Raw genomic sequence first — 23151 nt, 5'->3', positions numbered from 1 at the left:
GCCTGCAATCATCACCACGTTATGGTTAGCCAATGGTTAATTCGCCTCACAACCCCCGCCAAGATCAGCGTCAAGACCTCGATTTGACGTCGTTTTCCGCTTCCGCGGGCACGCCCGTGGAGTGGCGGATCTCGGACGCGCCGGTGCCCTATCCGGAGGCCGTCGCCGCCATGGAGGCGCGGGTCGCCGCAATCGCGGCGGGCGAGGCTCCGGAGCTGGTCTGGCTGCTCGAACACCCCCCGCTCTACACCTCCGGCACCTCGGGCAAGGAATCCGACCTGCTCGATTCCCGATTCCCGGTCTTTGCTACCGGGCGCGGTGGGCAGCTGACCTATCACGGGCCCGGCCAGCGGGTGGCCTACATCATGCTCGACCTCAAGCAGCGCCGGCCGGACGTGCGGGCCTATGTCGCGAGCCTGGAGGAATTGATCCTGCGCACACTCGCCGCCTTCAACGTCCGCGGCGAGCGGCGCGAGGACCGGGTCGGCGTCTGGGTGAAGCGCCCCGACAAGGGGTCCGAGCACGAAGACAAGATCGCGGCGATCGGCGTCCGGCTGAAGCGCTGGGTCTCGTTCCACGGCATCGCCATCAATGTCGAGCCGGAGCTTGCGCATTTCGCCGGCATCGTCCCCTGCGGCGTCACTGACGCGCGCTACGGCGTCACCTCGCTGGTCGATCTCGGCCAGCTCGTGACGATGGCCGATGTCGACGTCGCGCTTCGGCAAGCGTTCGAAGAGCTGTTCGGGCCGACGAAGGCGCTGGTGCCGGAAGCGGCGAGCTAGGCTTTGTCCTCGCGGCCGTGCAGCGCGATCGCGCGCGAGGGGATGCGCCTGTGTGTTCCGGGAGCTACAGTGCCCGAAATAGCGGTGCGAATTGTGGCAGCACGGCGCGCCGCGAGCTCGCCAGTGTTGTACCGCTCGCGCCACTCCTCATATAATTCCCGCTGCAAAGACAGGTAAGGGCATGGTCGGTCGTACCCGGCGGCCATGTTGGGAATAATCGGTGACAGGTTTTTCGGGGAGCCCCATCGGCTTCCGCTCTTCTGTACGCGCTGGTCGAACCAATATCATCACGTCCGCCCGGCAGAGTTCATCGCCTATCGCTCGACATCGCTTGGTCTGGATCGCGAGTGCCGCTCTCGCGACCGTGATGTCGTCAGCTGCAATGGCGCAGTCGACCTGGACTGGGGCAACCTCTACAGATTGGTTCGATGCGACGAACTGGACCGCGGGGGTCCCCAGTGCGGTGACTCTCGTCACGGTGGACACGACGACGCCCAACCCGGCGGTCATCAATGGCACCGCGAACTCAGCCGCAGCAACCATGGGATCGTCGACAAGTCAGGGACTGATCACCGCCACTGGCGCCGGCACAACCTGGTCGATCAACGGCATCACCGACTTTCGCAACGGCACACTCTCCATCGAGAATGGAGCTGCAGTCAGCTCCAACAACGTCGCCAACGTCATCGGCACAGCGGGTGCAACCGTCAATCTGATCGTGGACGGACCGGGTTCAAGTTTCACGAGCAGCTTTGACATGAGACTCGGAGGCATCAATAGCACTGCTAACCTCATCATCCGCAACGGCGGGACTGTCACCACGAATGGCACCGCTGATTTCGTGGTCGCCGCTAGCGCAATTCAGCCGATGGGGACAGCGACGGCGCTGGTTTCAGGTGCGGGGTCTTCGTGGACGGTTACAGGCGCGATGCAAATCGGCGCCTTGGGGCACGGCAAATTAACGATCGAAAATGGAGGGTTCGTACAATCGGGCGGCGCAATGCTCGGCGTGAATGGCGTCGGTGGACACACGACTGGCGACGTTCTGGTGACGGGAGCATCTTCTGCCTGGAGCATTAGCGGTGCACTTCTGGTCGGCAATCAGGGCGACGGAACACTGACATTGCGGAATGGAGGCCAGGTCACCGCAACATCAGCTTCGGTAGCCGGCCAGACGGGCTCCTTGTCGAAGATCGTCATCGGCGGAGATCCCGGCACAGCGGCCGCCGCGCCGGGCACACTAAATGTGCCCACCGTTACGTTCGGCGCAGGCACCGGATCGGTCGTCTTCAATCACACATCGAACAGCTACGCATTCGCGCCCACGATCACAGGCGCAGGTAGCGTTGAGGTGGAGAACGGAACGACGATCCTGAGCGCCACCAACACCTACACTGGCGCGACGACGATCAGTGGCGGCACGCTGAGCGTGACTGGCGCCATCACCAGCAGCAACGTGACGGTCAACGGCGGCACACTCAACGTGACGGGCTCGGTATCCGATTCGACGGTCAATGCGGGAGGTCTGCTGACCGGCACCGGATCGGTCGGCGACACGACGGTCAATTCGGGCGGCACTTTCGCGCCCGGCACCATCAACGTTCCCGGCACCTCGATGACGGTTGCCGGCAATCTGGCCTTCGCGTCCGGTGCGCGCTACGCCGTCTATCTCAATCCCTCGACGGCCTCTTTTGCGACGATAACCGGCTCGGCCCAGCTTGGCGGCGCAACCGTCGACGCCAACCTCGCCAATGGCGGCTATGTCTTCAAGAAGTACACCATTCTGACCGCAAGCGGCGGCGTCACCGGCAGTTTCGGTTCCGTCAACACCAACCTGCCGTCTACCTTCAAGGCGGCTTTGAGCTATGATGCCAACGATGCGTTCCTGACCCTCTCGCTCGCTCTTGCTGCGCCGGGGAACAACGGCAACCAGCAAGCGGTCGGCAACGCGATCTCAAATTACTTCAATAGCGGTGGCAGCATTCCCCTGACATTTGCTGGATTGACGGCCGCAGGCCTGACGCAAGCATCAGGCGAGAGCGCGACCGGATCGCAGCAGAGCACGTTCACCGCCATGAGTCAGTTCATGGGCCTGCTCACCGATCCCCCCGCGGGACGAGGCAATGGCATCAACGGCGCAAGCTTGCCGACGGGCTACGCGGCAGAGAGCGACCAGGCGAGCGCGTATGCCGCGCGCAGGAAGACTGATGCCTTCGCGATGCTCACCAAGGCGCCGACGACGACCTTCGTGCAGCGCTGGACCGTGTGGGCCGCGGGTTATGGCGGCTCGCAATCGACGACCGGCAATGCGGTCGTCGGCTCGAACGACACCACCAGCCGCATCTTTGGAACGGCGGTCGGTGCGGACTATCTGTTTTCGCCGAACACGCTGGCGGGCTTCGCATTGGCCGGCGGCGGGACGAGCTTCAGCGTGAACAATCTCGGCAGCGGCCGATCCGACCTCTTCCAGGCCGGCGCTTACGTCCGCCATACCGCGGGCAGCGCCTACATCACCGCTGCCCTCGCCTACGGCTGGCAGAGCATCTCCACCGACCGCAGCGTGACGGTAGCAGGAATCGATCATCTTCGCGCGGCATTCGACGCGAACGCCTATTCCGGACGCCTCGAAGGCGGTCATCGCTTCGTTGCGCCATGGGTGGGCGGCGTCGGAATCACACCCTACGCGGCCGGCCAGTTTACGACCTTCGACCTGCCGGCCTACGCCGAGAGCGTGGTGACGGGCACGCAGAACTTTGCGCTGGCCTACGCTGCGAAGAGCGTCACCGACCTGCGCAGCGAACTCGGCCTTCGCACCGACAAGTCGTTCGCTGCCGCGAATGGCATACTGACTGTTCGCAGCCGCCTGGCCTGGGCGCATGATTTCAACCCGGATCGCTCGATCGCAGCGACGTTCCAGTCGTTGCCCGGCACGAGTTTCGTCGTCAATGGCGCGGCGCAAGCTTCCGATTCAGCCCTGACCACAGCCTCGATCGAGATGAAATGGCTAAATGGCTGGTCGGCAGCGGCGACGTTTGAAGGCGAGTTCTCCAACGTCACCAGCTCCTACGCCGGTAAGGGTAGCGTGCGCTATACTTGGTAAGGACGGCGGCAGGGACGGGATCACGAGCACTCAACTGCTAGCTTGCAGGACGATCGCTGCCCGCGTGGCGTCCCGCGACATACCAATAGTCAAGCCCGGCAAGACACCCAGCCACGACAAACAGCAAGCTGAAAAGAGTGAGCGACCGGAAGAGCACGGTTTGACTCGCGGCACCGATCGCACTGCCGACGCAAGCCTAATAAAGCGACCGTATGTGAAACTTCTCGCTCAGCCAAATTGCAATGGCAGCCGGAATCCCGGTGAGCAGGCAAACAATGGGCAAGACAATTGACGCGCTGATCAAAATCGCCGCCGCGGGTGGGATTGTTCACCCGCGGCCTGCAACATCATGCCGCCTTCAGCGCAACCTCGAGCTTGCCGGCGATGTAGCGGCGCTCCTGGGTCAGGCCGCCAAAACCGTAGGCGTCGCCCTTGACCTCGTCGACATGCAGGTACGTCTCGGGGTGCAGCGGGCCCAGGATCTCGGCCATGCGCTTGAACATCGCGGCGAGATAGGCCGCCTTCTCGTCCTTGGTGTTGGTGCCTTCGCTGACGTGGATGTCGATCCAGTAGCTTGCGAGCTTCTGCTCGGCGAGCGATTTGCCGCCGGCGAACCAGTCGCCGGCATCGACCGATTTCACGATGATGGCGGTGACCTTGGGATCCTTGTGCAGGATTTTTGCGGTGAGCTCGGACACGGCATTCGCGATGTCGGCCTTCAGCGAGGGTGACTGGCGGGAGGTGGTGTAGGACACGGTGATCAGGGGCATGGTCGTTCTCCTCAAGATGCCGCACTGGCGTTGCGCGGCGGTGATGAGAAGCTAGACCTCCCCTCGTCATTTTGGTATCTTATCTCTGTTGATACCAGTGATAACCATTCATAATGACAGCCACCCTCGACATCGCCACCATCAAGGCCTTCCTGCTGGTCGCCGACCTCCAGAGCTTTACCCGCGCCGCCGAAGCGCTCGGCACGACGCAGGCGGCCGTCAGCCTCAAGCTGCAACGGCTGGAGACGTTGCTGGGGAAGCGGCTCGTCGAGCGCTCGCCACGCGCGGTCCGGCTCACCGCCGACGGCGCAGCATTTCTCGAACGCGCCCGCGCGCTGATCGAAGCGCATGACCACGCGCTGTCCGGCGAGGCGTCCGCCGCGCAGTCGCTTTCGCTCGGCATCTCCGACCACGCCGCGGGCCCTGAACTGGTGCCGCTGCTCGAACGGCTGCACGCGATGTCTGCGAATCTCACGCTCGCCGTCACCATCGGCTTCTCGCGCGAGATGCAGGACGCTTATGACGCGGGCGAGTTGGATGCGGTGATCGTTCGCCAGGAAGGCAGCCGCCGCGGCGGCGAGAAATTGGCCGAGGATGAATTCGGCTGGTTCGCGTCACGCCGCTTCGCCCTGCCCAAGGGCGAGCCGCTGCCACTCGCAACGCTCGCCCCGCCCTGCGGCGTCCGCGCCGTCGCCGTGCGTGCGCTCGACAAGGCCGGCCTCGCCTGGCGCGAGCGCTTTGTCGGCGGCGGCGTCACGGCGGTGGTCGCGGCCGCACTTGCCGGACTTGCGATCGCGCCGCTGGCGCGGCGGATCGCGCCACCCGGCCTCATCGACATCGGCCCCGCACACAGGCTGCCGAAACTCGGCAGCTCGAAGGTCATGCTGCATTCGAAGGTCAGCGACCCCGCCAAGCTGGCGGCGCTGCGTGCGGTGGCGGCGACGTTCAAGAGCGTCGCCGCCTGACATGACCCTAGCTCACAAGATCGCTTCGAACGCGCTGCGCAGCGTCTCGTGCCGAAACACGAAGCCGCGGCTGAGCGCCTTGTTGGGCAGCACCCGCTGGCCGCCGAGCAGCAGCTCGTCGGCAAAGCCGCCACCGATCCGGCGCAAGAGGCCACCGGGAATGCGGAACATTGCGGGCCGATGCAGGCGGCGGCCGAGCTCCTCGGTGAACTTTGCATTGGTGACCGGGATCGGCGCGGTGGCGTTGACGGGACCTGCGAGATCGGGGGTCGCCATCACATAGGCGATCAGCCGAATGAGATCGTCGCGCTCGATCCAGGACATCCACTGCCGCCCGGTGCCGAGCGGCCCGCCGAGGCCGAATTCGAACGGCGTCAGCATGCGCGTGATGAAGCCGCCCTCGGTGCCGAGCACGAGGCCGATGCGCAAATAGACCACGCGCACGCCGAGCTCTTCCGCGGGCCGCGCCGCCTGCTCCCAGGCCGCGCACAGCTCATGGCTGAAGCAGGCATGCGATTTCGCCGACTCGGTCAGCACCTGGTCGGCCCACAGGCCGTACCAACCGATCGCGGAGCCGCTGACGAGCACGTCGGGCTTGTGGTCGAGCCGCGCGATCAGCTTGACGACCTCGCCCGTCATGTCGATGCGGGACTTCAGCATCTCGGCGCGCTTGGCCTCGGTCCACAGGCCGTTGCCGATCGGCTCGCCGGCGAGATTGACGATGGCGTCGATACGCATGTCCGAGGCGAGCTGATCGAGGCTGGTGATCAGCGTCACCGGCGGCGGCAGCAGCTCGGCCTTCGCCGGGTTGCGAATGAGCGCGATGACGTGATGCCCTGCCCCGCTGAGGCTCGCCGCGAGGCGGCTGCCGATGAAGCCGGTGGCACCTGATATCAGCACGGTCCTGCGGCCCGGAAGTTTCTCGACGAGCCCGGCCGCCGGCACGCACGTCATGCGGCCGAGCCGGCGCACCGCCGCAAAATCCCTGCCGCCGCAGAGCGCCGCGCCGACCGCGCAGGCGGTCGCGGCGATGCTGAGCAGGCCCTGATACACGACGGTCACGCCGAACGGCTGCATCGCCCAATCGACCAGCACCGGCAGCAGCAGCACCAGGATGGCACCGTAGTTGATCGCCAGGAGCGTGTGATTGATCCGCTCGCTCGGCGGCAATTTCCGGCTCAGATCCTCCTCGACGAAATCCATCAGCGTGATGACGACCTCGGCAACAAGCACCGCCACGATCAAGAGCGCCAGCACGCCATGAACCTCGAGCCAGCCGAGCACGAGGAACAGCAGCGCATAGAGCACGTTGCGGACGCCGTGCAGCTTCAGCTCGAAGCGCTGCGACACCCGCCAGGCCAGGCGCTGGGTGAATTCGTGGTGATAGAAGGTGTCGAACACGCCCATCACGATCTGGACGGCGATGAGGATCCACAACAGCGGCGTCATGATACGGCCTCCCTGAACGTGGCGGACTGGTGGATCAGCGCGCCGTAACGCGGGTGGGTGACATCAAGGGTGAAGCGGAAGGCGCCCTCGCCGAGATCGCTGTGCGTCACCGTGAGGTCGCCCGGCGCGAGCCATCGCGGCAACGGGATCCACAGGCGTCCGAGCTGGAGGCCGTAAGCAGCGCTGCGGAAGATCAGCACCTGGTCCACGACCGCGATGCGCAGCGCCATCGAGACGCCGAAGCCGACATATTCCTCGAGCCCGGTCGGGCCGGCGAAGCGTTTTGCGGAATGGATCACCTGCGGAAAGCCGCGCTTGCGCGCGCAGATCCGCGTCCAGGTCTGGCCGCCGCTTGCGGCGTCCTCGGTGACCGTGACGATCATCGGCACGCCGGTGTCGCGGCCGGTCGGCAACGGCCCGCCGATCAGGCGTACGAGTTGCGCCAACCACCAGCCGGCGTCGCTGAAGGCGACCTCGTCGACAACGCCGACATACGCGACACTGTCGCCGTCGGCGACGCGTTTGGAAAAGCGCCGCCAGGTCGCGAGCGGCAGGCGGCCCCAGTCCTCGTCCGACAGGAGCGCACGGAAGCGGCGGTCGTCGAGCAGTTTGGTGTGAATGGGAAGAGATGCGCTGGAGCCTGATAATCGAGCCGACGTCATCGCACCCTCCCTCGCGCTATTTGGCCTTGCCCAGCGGCAGCAGGTTGGCGATCTTCTCGCCAAGCCGCATCAGGGCGACCAGCTGCGGCCGCGGCACCTTCAGCATCTGCATGAACCAGTGGTCGGCGAGCTCGGTGAAGGCCAGCATCTCCTTCAGCCGTTTGCTCGCGACCGGATTGATGGTCGGATCGTCGGCCGCATCGGACACGCAGGCCCTGAGCGCCGTGATCGCCGGATCGAGCTCGCGCTCCTTGCGCCGCGCCGCGATCCGGGCCGCAACCTCCCAGATATCGGTCTCGGCTTCGAAATGATCGCGGCGGTCGCCGAGGATCGGCACCCGCCGGATCAGGTTCCAGGCCAGCAGCTCCTTGATCGAGTTGGAGACGTTGGAGCGCGCCATGCCGAGCGTGTCGGCGATGTCCTCGGCGGTCATCGGCGCCTCCGCGAGATAGAGCAGCCCGTGGATCTGGCTGACGGAGCGGTTGACGCCCCACCCGTCGCCCATGTCACCCCAATGCAGGATGAAGCGCTCGACGGCGGCGGGGAGTTTCTTCTTTCCGGTTATTTCTGTCATAACAGAAATATCTGACGAATGAGATTGAGTGTCAAGTGCTCCCGGCGGCCTCCCCCCTGCATACCGGCCGCTGCATTTGCCTAAAAACTTCCCAGAGATCGGGAACCAAGGTGCCCATTCGGCGTTTGCACCGGTCGAGGCAGGGTGTCCGAAATGGTTAGAATGTCCAATCAGCAGAGAGACGTGTTCGAGAGCGAACGCAGTTTCCGGCTGTTGGTCGAAGGAGTTGCCGACTACGCCCTGTACATGCTCGATCCCAAGGGGATCATCACGAGCTGGAATATCGGTGGCGAGCGCATCAAGGGCTATTCGGCCGACGAGATCGTCGGCCAGCACTTTTCGCGCTTCTACACCGAGACCGATCGGGCCAATGGCAAGCCCGCCCGCGCACTCGGCATCGCCCGCGACAAGGGCCGCTATGAGGAAGAAGGCTGGCGCGTCCGCAAGGACGGCACCTTCTTCTGGGCGAGCGTCGTGATCGACCCGATCTACGAGGGCCGCGAGCTCATCGGCTTCGCGAAGATCACGCGCGACATCACCGAGCGGCGCAACACGCAGCTCAAGCTCGAGACGATGCAGAAGCAGCTCGCCGAATCCCAGAAATTCGACGCGCTCGGCCAGCTCACCGGCGGCATCGCCCACGATTTCAACAATCTCCTGATGATCATCAGCGGCAGCCTTCACACCCTGAAGCGGGGTACCGACGACGATGCCAAGCTCCAGCGCGCGATCTCGGCGATCGAGACTGCGACCAGGCGCGGCGCCGCGCTGACCAACCAGCTCCTCACCTTCGCGCGGCGACAGAGCGTCAACCCGCAGGCGATCGATTTTTCCGAGCGCATCGGGGCGATCCGCGAGGTGCTCGACGCCGGCGTCGGCAGCGCCGTGCGCCTCGCCTTCGACATCACCCGCGAGGTCTGGCCGATCAGGACCGACGTCTCGGAGTTCGAGACTGCGCTGCTCAATCTCGTCATCAATGCCCGCGATGCGATGCCCGACGGCGGCACGGTGACGATCAGCGCCCGCAATGTCGTGCTGGACGAGCCGCCGCTCGCCGGCGAGTTCGTGGCGATCGACATCGCCGACACCGGGCTCGGCATTCCCGCCGACGTCGTCGACAAGATTTTCGAGCCGTTCTTCACCACCAAGCCGATCGGCAAGGGCACCGGTCTCGGCCTGTCCCAGGTGCACGGCTTTGCGCATCAGGCCGGCGGCACGGTGAAGGTCACAAGCGAGCTCGGCAAGGGCACGACGTTCAGCATCCTGCTGCCGCGCGGAACGGATGTGCCGGCGCGGGAAGCTGCGCAGGCAGTGCCGTTCCGCGGCAGCGGCACGGTGCTGCTGGTCGAGGACAATCCGGATGTCGCCGTCGTCAGCATCGGCCTGCTGGAGCAGCTCGGCTACCGCGTTCGCCGCGTCCCCGACGCGGAATCCGCGCTGCGCGAGCTCGAGCACAACGGCGTCGACTTCGTCTTCTCGGACATCGTGATGCCCGGCAAGATGGACGGCCTCACCCTCGCCCATCATCTGCGCCTGATCCGCCCCGGCCTGCCGATCCTGCTCGCCACCGGCTACAGCGAGGCCGCCGCCGACGTGCGCGGCGACTTCCCGATCCTGCGCAAGCCCTACGAGATCCACGAGCTGAGCGAGGCGATCGCGAAGCTGCCGAGGTGACTCTCGGCTGCCACTTCGCCTCTCCCCGCAAGCGGGGCGAGGGAGAAGAGCTACACCGTCGGCAGAACCGAGAACTTCTCCCCTGCCCTGCGCAGGTCCAGCTCGTCCGCGCCGGCGGTCTCGCTGGTGACGCTGTCGACGCGCGCGGATGGCGGACCATGGCGGCACAGCGCCACCATGTCGGCGACGTGGTTCGGCGCGCCCGCGAACAGCGCTTCGACGCTGCCGTCGCGGCGATTGCGGACCCAGCCTTCGAGCCCGCTCGTGGTGGCCTGGTATTCGACCCAGGCACGATAGCCGACGCCCTGCACGCGGCCGCGGATCATGACCTGGAGGATCGCCCGGCTCATTCTTTTAGTCCGAGCACATCGGCGCTGCGCGCCTTCGTCTCGGCCTCGCGCATGACACGGCTGGTCAATTCCGCGGACGCCAATCCCTTGAGCGCTTTGGGCGGGGTGCCTTCGCGCAGCGCCTTCAGCGTGTCGTAGACGGCCTGCGTCGCAGCCGCGATCGGCGCATGGCCCTGGAGTGCGATGCGCACGCGCTGGGAGACGAGATAATCGGACGCATTCAACTCTTCCGGCGCACCACCGAGCACGATCGGAAGATGCGTGGCGGACGCGACGGCCTCGAGCTCCGCGCGCGACTTGATGCCGGTGAAGAACAGCGCGTCGACGCCGGTCGCCTCGTATGCCCGCGCGCGCCGGATGGTATCTTCGAGCGACGTGATCGCGGCCGCGCCGGTACGGCCCATGATGACGAGCGAGGGATCGCTGCGACCGCTGAGCGCCGCCTTCATCTTGCCGACGCCCTCCTCCAGCGAGATCAGTTGCGTCTTCGCTTCACCGAAGGCGGCCGGCAGCAGCGTGTCCTCGATGGTGAGGCCGGCCGCCCCCGCCGTCTCCAGCTCCTGCACGGTGCGGCGCACGTTGAGCGCATTGCCATAGCCGTGATCGGCATCGACCAGCACCGGCAGCGCGGAGGCGCGCGACATCCGCCGCATCTGCTCGGCGAGCTCGGTGAGCGTGATCAGCGTGATATCGGGGTCGCCGAGCACGGCGAGCGAGGCCACCGAACCGCCGAACATGCCGAGCGGAAAGCCGAGATCATCGGCGATGCGGATCGAGATGGCGTCATAGACCGAGCCGGGATGGATGCAGGCAGGACCCGACAGGATCGATCGCAATTTTTCGCGGCGGGAACGGAAGGCCATGGTGCTGTCTCGGTCGGTGCAACTCCGTCGCAACATACTCCGTCATTGCGAGCGCAGCGAAGCAATCCAGAATCTTTCCACGGAGGCAGTCTGGATTGCTTCGCTGCGCTCGCAATGACGAAGCGCGTGGAGCCCGCTTAGGACCCCACTCGCACTCCTTACGCAAACTCCAAAATCAGTGCGTCGACCGCGAGCGTGGCACCGGCGCTGGCGTGGATCTTCTTCACGGTGCCGTCCCGCTCGGCGCGGAGCACGTTCTGCATCTTCATCGCTTCGACCACCGCGAGCGTCTCGCCGGCCTTGACCTCCTGCCCCTCGCTCACCGCGATCGAGACGATCAGCCCGGGCATCGGGCAGAGCAGCTTCTTGCCGGTGTCGGAGGCCGTGGTCACCGGCATCAGCCGCGCCGAGGCGGCTTCGGCTTCGGTCCAGACATAGACCGGCACCTCGACACCCTGATGCGCAAGACGGATGCCGTTGGGAACCGGGCGCGTCTGCACCGCGACGAAGTGACCGTCGATGGTGCCCTGCCAGACCGGATCGCCCGGCTTCCACGGCGACTGCAACAGATGCGCATTGCCGGCCTTGCCGTCGGCATCGACGAAGCGGATCGCGATCGCCTCGCCCTCGCGCGCGACCTCGAGCCCGATCTCCTGGCGATCGAGCCAGACCGCACGGCGGCGCTCGCGCTGCACGACGCGGCCGCCAAGCTGACCGGAAATCTGGCGCTTGCGCTCGCCGAGCACGTGATCGATGGCGGCGCCGACCGCGGCGATCCGCCGGGCGACCTCGCCCTCGGGCACGCGCACCGCAAAGCCCTTGGGGAATTCCTCGGCGATGAAGCCGGTCGAGAGCCGGCCCTCGCGCCAGCGCGGATGGTGCATCAGCGCCGACAGGAACGGGATGTTGTGCCTGATGCCGTCGACATAGAACGAGTCCAGTGCCGTCGCCTGCGCCTCGATCGCGGCCGCGCGCGAGGGTGCGTGGGTGACGAGCTTGGCGATCATCGGATCGTAATGGATCGAGATCTCGCCGCCCTCCTGCACGCCGGTGTCGTTGCGGATCGTGATGCCGTCCTGGCTGGCTTCCGCCGGCGGACGATACTTCACCAGGCGCCCGATCGAGGGCAGGAAGTTGCGGAACGGGTCTTCGGCGTAGAGGCGGGATTCCACGGCCCACCCGGTGAGCGTGACGTCCTTCTGCGCAAGGCCGAGCTTCTCGCCGGCGGCAACCCGGATCATCTGCTCGACGAGGTCGATGCCGGTCACGAGCTCGGTGACGGGATGCTCGACCTGCAGGCGCGTGTTCATCTCCAGGAAGAAGAAGCTCTTGTCCTGGCCGGCGACGAACTCGACGGTGCCGGCGGAATCGTAGTTCACGGCCTTGGCCAGCGCGACCGCCTGCTCGCCCATCTTGCGGCGGGTGGCTTCATCGAGCAGCGGCGACGGTGCCTCCTCGATGACCTTCTGGTTGCGGCGCTGGATCGAGCATTCGCGCTCGCCGAGATAGATGACGTTGCCGTGCTTGTCGCCCAGCACCTGGATCTCGATGTGGCGGGGATCGACGATGAACTTCTCGACGAAGACGCGGTCGTCGCCGAACGAGGCCTTGGCCTCGGCCTTGGCGAGGTTGAAGCCCTCGGCGACCTCGCCCTTCGAATGCGCGATGCGCATGCCCTTGCCGCCGCCGCCGGCGGAGGCCTTGATCATCACGGGGTAGCCGATCTCGTCGGCGATGCGGACCGCGTGCTTGTCGTCCTCGATGACGCCGAGATAGCCCGGCACGGTCGAGACCTTTGCCTTGGCGGCCGCCTTCTTGGATTCGATCTTGTCGCCCATCGCGGCGATCGCGCCCGGGTTCGGGCCGATGAAGACGATGCCGGCGGCTTCCAGCGCGCGCGGAAAGGCCTCGCACTCGGACAGGAAGCCGTAGCCGGGATGCACCGCCTCGGCGCCCGTCTTGCGGCAGGCCTCGACGATCTTCTCGATCACCAGATAGCTCTCGGCGGCGGCCGGCGGGCCGATCAGCACCGCCTCGTCGGCCATCTCGACATGGAGGGCATCGCGGTCGGCCTCGGAATAGACCGCGACCGTTTCGATTCCCATCCGGCGGGCAGTCTTGATGACCCGGCAGGCGATTTCGCCGCGATTGGCGATCAGGATGCGTTTGAACATGCTTTTCTTGAGTCTCGACCTTGGGCGGGACCCTTCCCCGACCGTTGGGGCCTCTGGGACGGGCCGTGTGGCCCCGTGGTACATCAAAATAGGCCGGAGGCAACGGTCAAAATCCGGCCCCTCTGGCGTACCAGCGCAAGACCAAAACGGACTTGGGCTACGGCTTGGGCAACGGGCTTGGCGAGCCCCGGGGCGGCCTACGGCTTCCCGACCTTGGCCACGCCCCGCACCAGGGCGTGAATGAAGTCCAGTTTGGCGACCACCGCCTGCGACAGGATGAACGGATAGAGGTCGCGCATGCCCATGGCGCGGTTGACGCTGTTCAGGGCGAAGGTGAAGGGCAGCCATGCGTCGACCAGCGTCTGGACGTCCCGCGCCTCGTATGGGTTGAACCGGAGCCGCGTCGACAACTCTCCGTCGCGATCGACCCGCGGCCGCACCTCCATACCGAACTCGGAGGCCATCTCCAGGGTGTCGACGATATGGAGGTAGTGCGCCCAGGTTTCGGCGAAATCTTCCCAGGGGTGCGTCGTGGCGTAAGCAGAGACATAGTTCTGCTGCCAGTCCGGCGGCGCGCCTTCGGCATAATGGCGCTGCAAGGCCTGGCCGTAATCGGCCGAATCGTCGCCGAAGACAGCACGGCATGCGTCGAGCTTGCCGCCCGCGCGGACCAGCACATCCCAGAAATAATGTCCGACCTCGTGGCGGAAATGCCCGAGCAGCGTCCGGTAGGGCTCGCCCATCTCCAGCCTGCGCCGCTCGCGCTCGATACCGTCGGTTTCGGTAAGCGCGATCGTGACCAGGCCGTTGTCATGGCCGGTCATGATCCTCTGTCCGCTGTTCGGATCGTCGGCGAGGAAGTTGAAGATCAGGCCGTGCTCGGGATTGTCCTGCCGGTTCTGGAGCGGCAGCTTCCAGCGGATCAGGGAATAGAACAGCCGGTGTTTCCCCACCTCCAGCTCGCGCCAGCCAGCGAGCTGAGCCGGATCGGAGAGATCAGGCACCATGCCGTTGTGGCGGCAGGCGCGACAATATCCGTTGGTATCGCCCGGATCCGTCAGCCAGTTGCAGGCATCGTACTCGGCATTGCGGCAGAGCATCCGTCCCCTGCCCTTGTCGGCCAGCGTCGTCCAGGACACCGCCTGAGCCTCGCCGTCCGGCTCGAGCGCCGACATCGTCTCCTTCTCCGGGAGGAAGGCGACGCGGTGACCGCAACGTCCGCAGGCGCGGTTCTCGAAATAGAGAACGTTGCCGCAGGACTGGCAGACAAAGAGCTTCAAGATTTAGCCTCTTCGAAAACGGAGTTTTATGAATGAGCGTCGTGGCGCCTCGCAAAGACGCGTCCGCAGACGCATCGTTCCAATCTTCGGAACAAATAGCCAGCCCCGCCGTTAGCTGACCGGACTTTTCCGCGTTCAGGCTGGCCGCGGGCCTTTCCGACCATCTATCCCCTTTGAGCAATGGCTATCACGCTTTGTCTGTGTGAATATTGGTCCGGCACGTGCGCACACGCATCACAACGGCCGACGCCTTGAACGATCCTTTGCCAGAGACAATCGCCGCCGAGAGGCTGCGCCAGCACCTCGAAGACGTCGCGCGCGAGCGCGACAATGCCTATCGCGCGCTCCAGGAGCGCGAGGCCGAGCTCGCGCGCATCCAGCGCATCGGCAAGGTCGGCGGCCTCGAGGTCGACTTCCGCGAGGGCTTCAAGAACCGTCGCTCGCCGGAATATCTGATGATCCACGGCCTGCCTCCCGAGGCCGCCGACGAATCGCACGAGGACTGGGTCGGCCGCATCCATCCCGATGACCGCGACGCCGCGGTGACACACTTCTTCGATGCGCTGGCCGGGACCAGCGAGGATTATACCGCCGAATACCGCATCATCCGTCCGAGCGACAGCGAGACCCGCTGGATCCGTGTCGTCGCCAAGATCGAGCGTGGCAGCGACGGGCGCGCCATCCGCCTCGTCGGCGCCCATATCGACATCACCGACCAGATGCTCGCCCGTGAGACGCTGCGCGAGAGCGAGGAGCGGTTTCGGCTGATCGCCGACAGCGCGCCGGTACCGATCTGGGTCACAAAACTCGACCGCAAGCGTTCCTTCGCCAACCAGGCCTATGTCGACTTCGTCGGCCTGCCCTACGAGGAGGCCATCGATTTCGACTGGCGCAAGGTGCTGCATCCGGACGACCTGCCGCATGTGCTCCAGCAATCCGTCCAGGGTGAAGCGTCGCTAAAGCCCTTCGTGCTGGAAGCACGCTACAAGAACGCCAGCGGCGAATGGCGCTGGCTGCGCTCCGAATCCCAGCCGCGCTGGGATCCGACCGGCAAGCATATCGGCTTCATCGGCGTCGCCCACGACATCACCGCCGCCAAGCAGGCCGAGATCGAGCTGCGGCGGCTCAACGAGACGCTGGAAGAGCGCATCGTCGAGCGCACCGTCGAGCTCGAATCCAACGAGGCCCGGCTCCGCGCGATCCTGGAGACCAGCAACCAGTATCAGGGGCTGGTCAATCTCAAGGGCGAATTGCTCTACGCCAACAAGACCACGCTCGCCGGCATCTGCGCCGAGGCACGGGACGTCATCGGCCAGCCGTTCTGGGACACGCCGTGGTTCACCGGGACCCCGGGCATGAGCGACGTCGCGCGCGAGGCCTTTGAGACGGTGCTGAGGGGCGAAGCGGTGCGGATGGAGATGCGGCTGCGCCTGCCGGCCGGCGAGCGCGATTTCGAGTTCGGCATGCGCCCCGTGCTCGACCGCCACGGCAACATCACCGGCGCAGTGCCCGAGGCCGTCGACATCACCGAGCGCCGCCGCGGCGAGGAGGCGCTGCGGCAGTCGCAGAAGATGGAGGCGATCGGGCAGCTCACCGGCGGTGTCGCGCACGACTTCAACAACCTCCTGACCATCATCCGCTCGGCGACCGACTTCCTGCGCCGGCGCGAGTTGCCGGAGGAGCGCCGCCGCCGCTATGTCGACGCCATCTCCGACACCGTCGAGCGCGCCTCGAAGCTGACCGCGCAGCTTCTGGCCTTCGCGCGACGGCAGCCGCTGAAGCCGCAGATCTTCAATGTCGGCAGCCAGGTCGAGGGCGTGGCGCAACTGGTCCGGCCGCTGGTCGGCGGCCGCATCGAGATCAGCGTCGAGGTTCAGGATACGGATTGTTTCACCGTCGCCGACGTCGCGCAGTTCGAGACGGCATTGATCAACCTCGCCATCAACGCCCGCGACGCCATGGACGGCGAAGGCCGCCTCACCATCGCGGTGCGCAAGGTGCAGGGCATCCCGAGCCTGCGCGCGCAATCGGCGCGTGGCGGCGACTATGTCGCGATCTCGGTCGCGGATACCGGCAGCGGCATCGCGCCTGAGTACATCGACGCCATCTTCGAGCCGTTCTTCACGACCAAGGAGGTCGGCAAGGGCACCGGCCTCGGCCTCAGCCAGGCGTTCGGCTTCGCCAAGCAGTCCGAGGGCGACATCGCGGTGACGAGCACACCTCGCAAAGGCGCGACCTTCACGATCTACCTTCCGCAGGCGCAGAGCCCGGCCGCCGAGCGCGAAGCCGCAGCGCTGACCAGCGAGGCCGCGACCACCGGGCGCGGCTACCGCGTGCTCGTGGTCGAGGACAATGACGACGTCGGCCAGTTCTCGACCGAGCTGCTGGAGGACCTCGGCTATGTCGTCCGGCGCGTCGCCAACGCCAGTGCGGCGCTCGCCATCCTCGGCGAGAACGAATTTGCCGTCGATCTCGTCTTCTCCGACGTCATCATGCCCGGCATGAACGGCGTCGAGCTCGCCGGCCTCATCCGCGAGCGCTATCCGGGCCTGCCCGTCGTGCTCACCAGCGGCTACAGCAACGTGCTCGCCGAGAACGCCCATCGCGGCTTCGAGCTGATCCAGAAGCCGTATTCGGTGGAATCGCTGTCGCGCATCCTGCGCAAGGCGATCACGGAGAAGTTGTCGGTGGCGCGGTGAGTGTGAACCAAGCAAACCGCTGTCGTCCCGGACAAGCGCGCCTCAAGCGCGCGCCGATCCGGGATTCATACTCCCAGGGAGACGTTTGACACGAGATGGTCATTGGCAGTCTTCGCCAAACACCTTTTCGTGGTTATGGGTCCCGGCCTTCGCCGGGACGACACCGAGTGTTAGACTCCAGCTAGCCACATCACGACGACTTAACCGCGCGCCCATCAGGAAGCCCATGAAACCCGCCCTCCTCTCCGCCTGGCAGACCTGGGCGCTGCTGTCCGCTTGCTTCGCCGCGCTGACCGCGATCTTCGCCAAGGTCGGCGTCGAGAACATCAATCCGGATCTGGCGACCTTCATCCGCACCATCGTGGTGCTGCTCGCCTTTTTGGTGCTGCTGTTCTTCACAGGGCAATTCGCCGTGCCCTCGGCGATCTCGTCCAGGACCTGGCTGTTCCTGGTGCTGTCGGGGCTCGCGACCGGCGCATCCTGGCTGTGCTATTTTCGCGCGCTGAAGCTTGGCCCCGCCACGCTGGTGGCGCCGATCGACAAGCTCAGTGTCGTTCTGGTTGCTCTCTTCGCGTTCACCTTTCTCGGGGAGCGGCCGACGGCGCAGGGCTGGGCCGGGATCGCCATGATCGGCGCCGGCGCAGTGCTGCTCGCGGTGAAGTTCTGAAGCGGATGCCGAGCCAAGACCCCGATCAGGCAAGGCGGGCCGGCCGTGCGCTGGATGCGGCCAACTTCTTCCTCGCCGACGTCCGCGACGGACTTGGGCCCTATCTTGCCGTCTATCTCCTCACCGAACAGCACTGGGACGAGGCGCGCATCGGCCTCGTGATGTCGATTGCCACAGTCGCGGGTATCGTGGCGCAGACACCGGCCGGCGCGCTGGTCGATGCGACGCGGGCGAAGCGGCTGGTGATGGTTGTCGCCGCGATCATGGTGACGCTTGCATCGCTGTCGCTGCCGTTGTTCCCCGGCTTCGTGCCGGTCGCAATCTCGCAAGGCATCGCGCAGGCCGCCGCCGTGGTCTTTCCACCGGCGATCGCCGCCGTCTCGCTCGGCATCTTCGGCCATGCCGCTTTCACCAGGCGGATCGGCCGCAACGAAACTTTCAACCATGCCGGCAACGCGGTCGCGGCGGGTCTTGCCGGCCTCTCCGCCTATTGGTTTGGCCCGACCGTGGTGTTCTACCTTCTCAGCGCCATGGCGATCGCAAGCCTTGTCAGCATTCTTGCGATCCCCGAACGGGCCATCGACCACGACCTCGCCCGCGGCCTGGACGACGGCGATACACGGAGCGAACAGCCGTCAGGGCTCGCGGTGCTCCTCACCTGTCGCCCCCTGCTCGTCTTCGCGATCTGCGTCCTGCTCTTCCATCTCTCCAACGCGGCAATGCTGCCGCTGGTCGGCCAGAAGCTCGCGCTCCAGGACAAGAACATGGGCACCAGCCTGATGTCGGCCTGCATCGTCGCGGCCCAAGTGGTGATGGTGCCGTTCGCGATGCTGGTCGGCGCGAGAGCCGACCGCTGGGGCCACAAGCGCTTCTTCCTCGCTGCGCTGCTGATACTGCCCATTCGGGGAGCGCTCTACACGCTCTCCGACAATCCGTTCTGGCTGGTCGGCGTGCAGCTTCTCGATGGCGTCGGCGCCGGCATCTTCGGGGCGATCTTCCCCGTCATTGTCGCCGACCTCATGCGCAACACCGGCCGTTTCAACGTCGCGCAGGGCGCGGTCATCACCGCGCAGAGCATCGGCGCGGCGCTGTCGACGACGCTTGCGGGCCTCGTCGTTGTCGGCGCGGGTTACAGCGCGGCGTTCATCACGCTCGGCGCGGTCGCAGCGATCGGCGCGATCGTCTGCCTTGTCGCCTTGCCCGAGACGCGGCGTGGAACCCTGCGGCCGAAGGGGAAGACAGCGCCGCCGACATCGGTTATCGCTGCCAGATGAACCATTCCACCTCAAGGATTGAAGTTGCCGACCGTGCCGCATGAGGCCATCTGGGCCTGGAGCATCATCGTCGCTGCGACCGCAGGCGTCATCATCCGGCCCTTTCGCCTGCCCGAGGCGATCTGGGCCGTGATCGGCGCTGCCGCGCTGGTGCTGCTCGGTTTCTTGCCGTGGCCGGATGCGCTTGTCGGCATCGAGAAGGGCGTCGATGTCTATCTCTTCCTGATCGGCATGATGCTGATCGCAGAACTGGCGCGGCTCGAGGGCCTGTTCGACTACCTCGCCGCGCTCGCGGTGGAATATGCAGACGGATCGCCGCAGCGGCTGTTCTTGCTGATCTATCTCGTCGGCACCCTCGTCACCGTGCTGCTCTCAAACGATGCCACCGCGATCGTGCTGACACCCGCCGTCTATGCCGCGACGCGCGCGGCCGGCGCCAAGCCGCTGCCCTATCTCTTCGTCTGCGCCTTCATCGCGAATGCAGCAAGCTTCGTGCTGCCGATCTCCAATCCGGCCAACCTCGTCGTGTTCGGCGCGCGCATGCCGCATTTGACCGAATGGCTGCGCCTGTTCGCCCTGCCCTCGGCAGCATCGATCCTGCTCACCTATGTCGTGCTGCGCCTGACCCAGCACCGCGCGCTGAAGGAAGAGACCATCGCGCGCAGCGTGCCGCATCCGAAGCTCAGCCGCGGCGGCAAGCTCACAGCCGTGGGCATCGTCGCGATCGGCGTCGTGCTGGTGACGGCCTCGGCGCTGGACAAGCAACTCGGCCTGCCGACCTTCATCTGCGGCGTGGCGACGGCCGCGATCGTGCTGCTGCTGAGCCGGCAATCGCCGCTGCCCGTGCTGAGGGGCGTGTCGTGGAGCGTGCTGCCGCTGGTCGGCGGGCTCTTCGTGATGGTGGAAGCACTGGTGAAAACAGGCGTGATCGGGCAACTCAGCGCGCTGCTGCATCAAGCCGTCGCGCAATCGGTCCCCAAGGCGGCCTGGAGCGTCGGCATCGCAACCGCATTCGCCACCAACATTGCCAACAACCTTCCGGTCGGCCTCGTCGCGGGCTCGGTCGCCGCCAGCGATCATTTGCCCGCGCCTGTCGTCAGCGCCATCCTGATCGGCGTCGACCTCGGCCCCAATCTGTCGGTAACGGGGTCGCTTGCCACCATCCTCTGGCTGGTCGCGCTGCGGCGGGAGAAGATCGAGGTCGGCGCCTGGCCGTTCCTCAAGCTCGGTCTGCTGGTGACGCCGCCCGCTTTGATCGCCGCGCTGGCTGCCGCGATCAGGTAGCCGCGGCCGAACGCGCCGGGCAATCAAGTGCAGTTATTTGCGGTGCATCAATGCCGGCGGGGCTACCGCGGCTAGAGTTCACTTGTCGCGTGATTCAGACATGCCGCGGCAAGGAAGGTTCATCATGCAGATTCAATCAAAGGCGCTGCCGCAGAGCTTTTCCCTGCGTCGCGAAATCCAGAGCTTCATCGCGCCCGCTGAAGGCCGAGGGGAGACATCCCATCCCCTGCTCGTCTTCTCCGTCGTGGCGCTGCTGGCCCTGTTCGCCATCGTCGAAATCGACCTGCACGCCGCCCAGCTTCAGGCGATCGGCCTGCTCAGCCAGGGCACCGGGATCGATCCCGTCTTCCTGAGCCCGTAGCGGGAGAAGCCCGATCGCGGCCGTAACGGCCGCGACCGGGCAGTGCGTCCTCAGTCGTTCTCGTAGCCGTAGACTTCCGGCAGGATGAAGATCGCAGCGAGCAATCCGATCATCGGGAAGATCGCGACCATCAGCGTGGCATTCGCCTGCCCGATCGCAGCGAACACCGTCGGAAACAGGAAGATCGCCAGGAACGACGGCAGCTTCACGAACATGTAGGCGAAGCCGCTGGCGGTGCCGCGGTACTTCGGCTTGGCGACCATGGTCGGGATCGTCATGCAGTTCGACGCGTCCCAATAATGGCCCCACAACATGGCGGCCGCTGCAAACGGCAGCAGGATCTTGTTGTCGGTGTAGAGCGCGAAAGCCGCGACCAGCAGCGAGGCCAGCACGATGCTGAAACCGGCGATCGCGATGCCGCGGTGGCCGATCTTCGGCGTCAGGAGCGGACCGACCCAGCCGGACAAGGCGGCGAAGCAGAACAGCGCCATCGTCACCAGGTTGATGCCGAGCACGCTCGACACGCCGACCATGACAAAGAGCACCGGCAGGTAGAACGCAAAGGTCGAGAACTCGCTGCCTTGCGCAAAGCAGGCGATCCAGCCGTAGACAGTCGCTCGCCAGCGGATCGGATCCTGCTTGAGGTCGGCGAGGAAGGCACGGGTCGAGACCTTCGGCACCTCCACGTCATGGTTCGGCAGCATGTCGAGATTGTCGTTGAACATCTCGCGCGCGACCTGCTTGGCCTCGCGGTAGCGTCCCTTCTGCACCAGCCACACCGCCGTCTCCGGCACGTCGTGACGCATGATCAGAATGATCAGCGCCGGCACCGCGCCGAGGCCGAGCGTCACCCGCCACAGCATCTCGTGCTGCATGTCGATCAGGAGGAAGATCACGATGACGCCGATGGTGAGGACCTCGCCGACCGCGAACATGAACTGCCAGCGGTTGCCCATGACCTCGCGCTCACCCTTGGCCATGGATTCCATGATGTAGGTGTAGCCGGTCGAAATATCCGAGCCGAGCGGAATGCCGAGCAGGAAGCGGATCACGATGAGCCAGGTGACGTTCGGCACGAAGGCCTGCGCCAGCGCCAGCACGATGAACAGCACCATCGTCACCAGGAACATGACGCGGCGGCCGATCTTGTCGGAGAGCCAGCCGCCGAGCAACGCGCCGATGAGGGCGCCGCCCTGCGTGCCGGCCGCGGCGAGGCCCAGCATCAGCGGATCGGGATTGTATTGCTCCTTGATGAAGATCAGCACGAAGGCGATCGAATAGAGATCCCAGGCTTCGACCAGGATCGAGGCCATCATCAGCCAGCCGACCTTGTTACCCTTGGGACTGTAGTTCGTGATCAGGTAGCGGACCGCGGCTTCGCTCGCGGTCGGTTGTGGCATCGCCATCGTCGACATTCTTCTTCCTTTCTTCAGAACTCTTTACGCGCCGAGCAGCGGCTCGATGCTGCAGTCGAGCAGGCGCGGGTCGATCCCCGCCTCCATGCCCGTGAACATCTCGCCCATGTAGTCGATCAGCGCATCGCTCGCCTTCACGGCGTCATCGACGCGGCGGCCGGCGACGGCTGCGAGAATGGCGAGATGATGGTCGATCGTGCCGGAAAGATCGGCCTGGCCCGGCATGAAGCGGTGGTGGATGTAGCCGATGCGGCGGTACAGCGTGTGCAGCGGCCGCAGCGTGTGCACCAGGAACGGCTCGCCGGCCGCCTCCAGCACCAGCGCGTCGATGCGGCGGTCGATGTGGTTGAACTCGTCGAGGGTCAGGCTGGCGCGGCGCTCGCGCAGCAGGCGCTCGATGTGCAGCGCCTGATTGCGATGCGACAGGCTGGCGCGATCCGCCGCGAGGCGGACGACAAAGCGCTCCATGTCACGGCGCAAGGCCAGCAGCATCCGCTCGCGCGCAAGATCGATCGGCGCGATGTGCAGGCCGTGGCGCGGACGGATGATGATGAGCGTGTCGGCGGACAGACGATTGACGGCGTGGTGCACCGGTGTGCGCCCGAAGCCGGTGATCTGCTGCAATTCCAGCATCGTCATGAATTGTCCGGGCTTGAGCTCGCAGTGGACGAGGAGCTCTTCGATCTTCTGATAGGCCAGCTCGAAGAAGTTGAGCCGGTTGCGCCGGGAGGGCTTGCCCTCGCCGTCGTCCTCGTTTCTCACCACCTCGAGCGCGCGCTTGCGCCGTGCCATGTCGTCCTCCTGTCAG

Annotated in this window: 19 protein-coding genes; 9 read left to right on the top strand and 10 right to left on the bottom strand. The window is 65.6% G+C overall.

Annotated features, from left to right (window positions below):
• Window positions 1-32: 32 nt before the first annotated feature.
• Both lipB and A3M7_RS0142275 read left to right on the top strand, forming a co-directional pair.
• Entirely contained in the window at window positions 33-782 is a 750-nt protein-coding gene (lipB, locus tag A3M7_RS0142285; protein WP_027549320.1) for a lipoyl(octanoyl) transferase LipB, read from the top strand.
• Window positions 783-1245: 463 nt separating this feature from the next.
• The gene (locus A3M7_RS0142275; RefSeq protein ID WP_245284457.1) at window positions 1246-3882 is read left to right on the top strand and encodes an autotransporter domain-containing protein; all 2637 of its coding nucleotides are present in this window, start codon (window positions 1246-1248) and stop codon (window positions 3880-3882) included.
• A 347-nt stretch (window positions 3883-4229) separates the two neighbouring features.
• Here the strand turns inward: A3M7_RS0142275 and A3M7_RS0142270 are convergent, their stop codons facing one another.
• The gene (locus A3M7_RS0142270) at window positions 4230-4652 is read right to left on the bottom strand and encodes a 4-oxalocrotonate tautomerase family protein (protein ID WP_027549317.1); all 423 of its coding nucleotides are present in this window, start codon (window positions 4650-4652) and stop codon (window positions 4230-4232) included.
• A 113-nt stretch (window positions 4653-4765) separates the two neighbouring features.
• Between A3M7_RS0142270 and A3M7_RS0142265 the strand changes: the two genes are divergently transcribed.
• Window positions 4766-5617: a LysR substrate-binding domain-containing protein gene (locus tag A3M7_RS0142265; protein ID WP_027549316.1), complete on the top strand. Its 852-nt coding sequence runs from the start codon at window positions 4766-4768 to the stop codon at window positions 5615-5617.
• A 12-nt stretch (window positions 5618-5629) separates the two neighbouring features.
• Here A3M7_RS0142265 and A3M7_RS0142260 read toward each other — a convergent pair whose 3' ends face one another.
• The 3 genes from A3M7_RS0142260 to A3M7_RS0142250 are packed head-to-tail and all read right to left on the bottom strand — an operon-like array spanning window position 5630 to window position 8302.
• A complete protein-coding gene (locus tag A3M7_RS0142260; protein ID WP_027549315.1) occupies window positions 5630-7066 on the bottom strand; it encodes a TIGR01777 family oxidoreductase in 1437 nt (478 codons plus the stop codon).
• Window positions 7063-7728, bottom strand: coding sequence for a DUF4166 domain-containing protein (locus A3M7_RS0142255; RefSeq protein ID WP_027549314.1), 666 nt, complete (start codon window positions 7726-7728; stop codon window positions 7063-7065). The genes A3M7_RS0142260 and A3M7_RS0142255 overlap by 4 nt, the downstream gene beginning before the upstream one ends.
• A gap of 16 nt (window positions 7729-7744) precedes the next feature.
• Window positions 7745-8302, bottom strand: a complete 558-nt coding sequence (locus A3M7_RS0142250; RefSeq protein WP_027549313.1) for a GbsR/MarR family transcriptional regulator — start codon at window positions 8300-8302, stop codon at window positions 7745-7747.
• 153 nt (window positions 8303-8455) lie between these two features.
• Between A3M7_RS0142250 and A3M7_RS0142245 the strand changes: the two genes are divergently transcribed.
• A complete protein-coding gene (locus A3M7_RS0142245) occupies window positions 8456-9976 on the top strand; it encodes a PAS domain-containing sensor histidine kinase (protein ID WP_027549312.1) in 1521 nt (506 codons plus the stop codon).
• A gap of 50 nt (window positions 9977-10026) precedes the next feature.
• Here A3M7_RS0142245 and A3M7_RS0142240 read toward each other — a convergent pair whose 3' ends face one another.
• The 4 genes from A3M7_RS0142240 to A3M7_RS0142225 form a co-directional block, all read right to left on the bottom strand.
• Complete coding sequence (locus A3M7_RS0142240; RefSeq protein ID WP_027549311.1) at window positions 10027-10326, bottom strand: acylphosphatase; 300 nt, start codon at window positions 10324-10326, stop codon at window positions 10027-10029.
• Window positions 10323-11189 (bottom strand): oxaloacetate decarboxylase, encoded by an 867-nt coding sequence (locus tag A3M7_RS0142235; RefSeq protein ID WP_027549310.1) that lies wholly within the window; start codon window positions 11187-11189, stop codon window positions 10323-10325. Before A3M7_RS0142235 ends, A3M7_RS0142240 begins: the two co-directional genes overlap by 4 nt.
• A gap of 158 nt (window positions 11190-11347) precedes the next feature.
• Entirely contained in the window at window positions 11348-13363 is a 2016-nt protein-coding gene (locus A3M7_RS0142230) for an acetyl/propionyl/methylcrotonyl-CoA carboxylase subunit alpha (protein ID WP_027549309.1), read from the bottom strand.
• A gap of 197 nt (window positions 13364-13560) precedes the next feature.
• Window positions 13561-14643, bottom strand: a complete 1083-nt coding sequence (locus A3M7_RS0142225) for a putative zinc-binding metallopeptidase (RefSeq protein WP_027549308.1) — start codon at window positions 14641-14643, stop codon at window positions 13561-13563.
• 221 nt (window positions 14644-14864) lie between these two features.
• Between A3M7_RS0142225 and A3M7_RS0142220 the strand changes: the two genes are divergently transcribed.
• The 5 genes from A3M7_RS0142220 to A3M7_RS0142200 all read left to right on the top strand — a co-directional run bounded on the left by A3M7_RS0142220 (window position 14865) and on the right by A3M7_RS0142200 (window position 20928).
• On the top strand, window positions 14865-17342 hold the full coding sequence (locus A3M7_RS0142220; RefSeq protein WP_027549307.1) for a PAS domain S-box protein: 2478 nt from the start codon (window positions 14865-14867) through the stop codon (window positions 17340-17342).
• Window positions 17343-17568: 226 nt separating this feature from the next.
• Complete coding sequence (locus A3M7_RS0142215; RefSeq protein ID WP_027549306.1) at window positions 17569-18009, top strand: EamA family transporter; 441 nt, start codon at window positions 17569-17571, stop codon at window positions 18007-18009.
• Between the two features lie 5 nt (window positions 18010-18014).
• Window positions 18015-19283: an MFS transporter gene (locus A3M7_RS0142210; protein WP_027549305.1), complete on the top strand. Its 1269-nt coding sequence runs from the start codon at window positions 18015-18017 to the stop codon at window positions 19281-19283.
• Window positions 19284-19316: 33 nt separating this feature from the next.
• Window positions 19317-20567: an arsenic transporter gene (locus A3M7_RS0142205; protein WP_027549304.1), complete on the top strand. Its 1251-nt coding sequence runs from the start codon at window positions 19317-19319 to the stop codon at window positions 20565-20567.
• A gap of 124 nt (window positions 20568-20691) precedes the next feature.
• The gene (locus tag A3M7_RS0142200) at window positions 20692-20928 is read left to right on the top strand and encodes a hypothetical protein (protein WP_027549303.1); all 237 of its coding nucleotides are present in this window, start codon (window positions 20692-20694) and stop codon (window positions 20926-20928) included.
• Window positions 20929-20978: 50 nt separating this feature from the next.
• On the opposite strand, the gene A3M7_RS0142195 is transcribed toward A3M7_RS0142200, so the two are convergent.
• A complete protein-coding gene (locus tag A3M7_RS0142195) occupies window positions 20979-22343 on the bottom strand; it encodes an MFS transporter (RefSeq protein ID WP_027549302.1) in 1365 nt (454 codons plus the stop codon).
• Window positions 22344-22367: 24 nt separating this feature from the next.
• Window positions 22368-23135, bottom strand: coding sequence for a GntR family transcriptional regulator (locus tag A3M7_RS0142190; RefSeq protein ID WP_027549301.1), 768 nt, complete (start codon window positions 23133-23135; stop codon window positions 22368-22370).
• Window positions 23136-23151: the final 16 nt, after the last annotated feature.

The organism is Bradyrhizobium sp. WSM2254, assembly GCF_000472645.1.
GTDB classification, from domain to species: domain Bacteria; phylum Pseudomonadota; class Alphaproteobacteria; order Rhizobiales; family Xanthobacteraceae; genus Bradyrhizobium; species Bradyrhizobium niftali.
This window is presented reverse-complemented; position numbering and strand designations above follow the sequence as displayed.

Excerpts from the sequence above, each read along its gene's own strand:
- A3M7_RS0142215 (WP_027549306.1), top strand. The coding sequence starts at position 17,569 with ATGAAACCCGCCCTCCTCTCCGCCTGGCAGACCTGGGCGCTGCTGTCC.
- A3M7_RS0142250 (WP_027549313.1), bottom strand. The coding sequence starts at position 8,302 with ATGACAGAAATAACCGGAAAGAAGAAACTCCCCGCCGCCGTCGAGCGC.
- A3M7_RS0142195 (WP_027549302.1), bottom strand. The coding sequence starts at position 22,343 with ATGTCGACGATGGCGATGCCACAACCGACCGCGAGCGAAGCCGCGGTC.
- A3M7_RS0142240 (WP_027549311.1), bottom strand. The coding sequence starts at position 10,326 with ATGAGCCGGGCGATCCTCCAGGTCATGATCCGCGGCCGCGTGCAGGGC.
- lipB (WP_027549320.1), top strand. The coding sequence starts at position 33 with ATGGTTAATTCGCCTCACAACCCCCGCCAAGATCAGCGTCAAGACCTC.
- A3M7_RS0142265 (WP_027549316.1), top strand. The coding sequence starts at position 4,766 with ATGACAGCCACCCTCGACATCGCCACCATCAAGGCCTTCCTGCTGGTC.
- A3M7_RS0142245 (WP_027549312.1), top strand. The coding sequence starts at position 8,456 with ATGGTTAGAATGTCCAATCAGCAGAGAGACGTGTTCGAGAGCGAACGC.
- A3M7_RS0142190 (WP_027549301.1), bottom strand. The coding sequence starts at position 23,135 with ATGGCACGGCGCAAGCGCGCGCTCGAGGTGGTGAGAAACGAGGACGAC.
- A3M7_RS0142230 (WP_027549309.1), bottom strand. The coding sequence starts at position 13,363 with ATGTTCAAACGCATCCTGATCGCCAATCGCGGCGAAATCGCCTGCCGG.
- A3M7_RS0142235 (WP_027549310.1), bottom strand. The coding sequence starts at position 11,189 with ATGGCCTTCCGTTCCCGCCGCGAAAAATTGCGATCGATCCTGTCGGGT.
- A3M7_RS0142210 (WP_027549305.1), top strand. The coding sequence starts at position 18,015 with ATGCCGAGCCAAGACCCCGATCAGGCAAGGCGGGCCGGCCGTGCGCTG.
- A3M7_RS0142260 (WP_027549315.1), bottom strand. The coding sequence starts at position 7,066 with ATGACGCCGCTGTTGTGGATCCTCATCGCCGTCCAGATCGTGATGGGC.
- A3M7_RS0142255 (WP_027549314.1), bottom strand. The coding sequence starts at position 7,728 with ATGACGTCGGCTCGATTATCAGGCTCCAGCGCATCTCTTCCCATTCAC.
- A3M7_RS0142270 (WP_027549317.1), bottom strand. The coding sequence starts at position 4,652 with ATGCCCCTGATCACCGTGTCCTACACCACCTCCCGCCAGTCACCCTCG.
- A3M7_RS0142200 (WP_027549303.1), top strand. The coding sequence starts at position 20,692 with ATGCAGATTCAATCAAAGGCGCTGCCGCAGAGCTTTTCCCTGCGTCGC.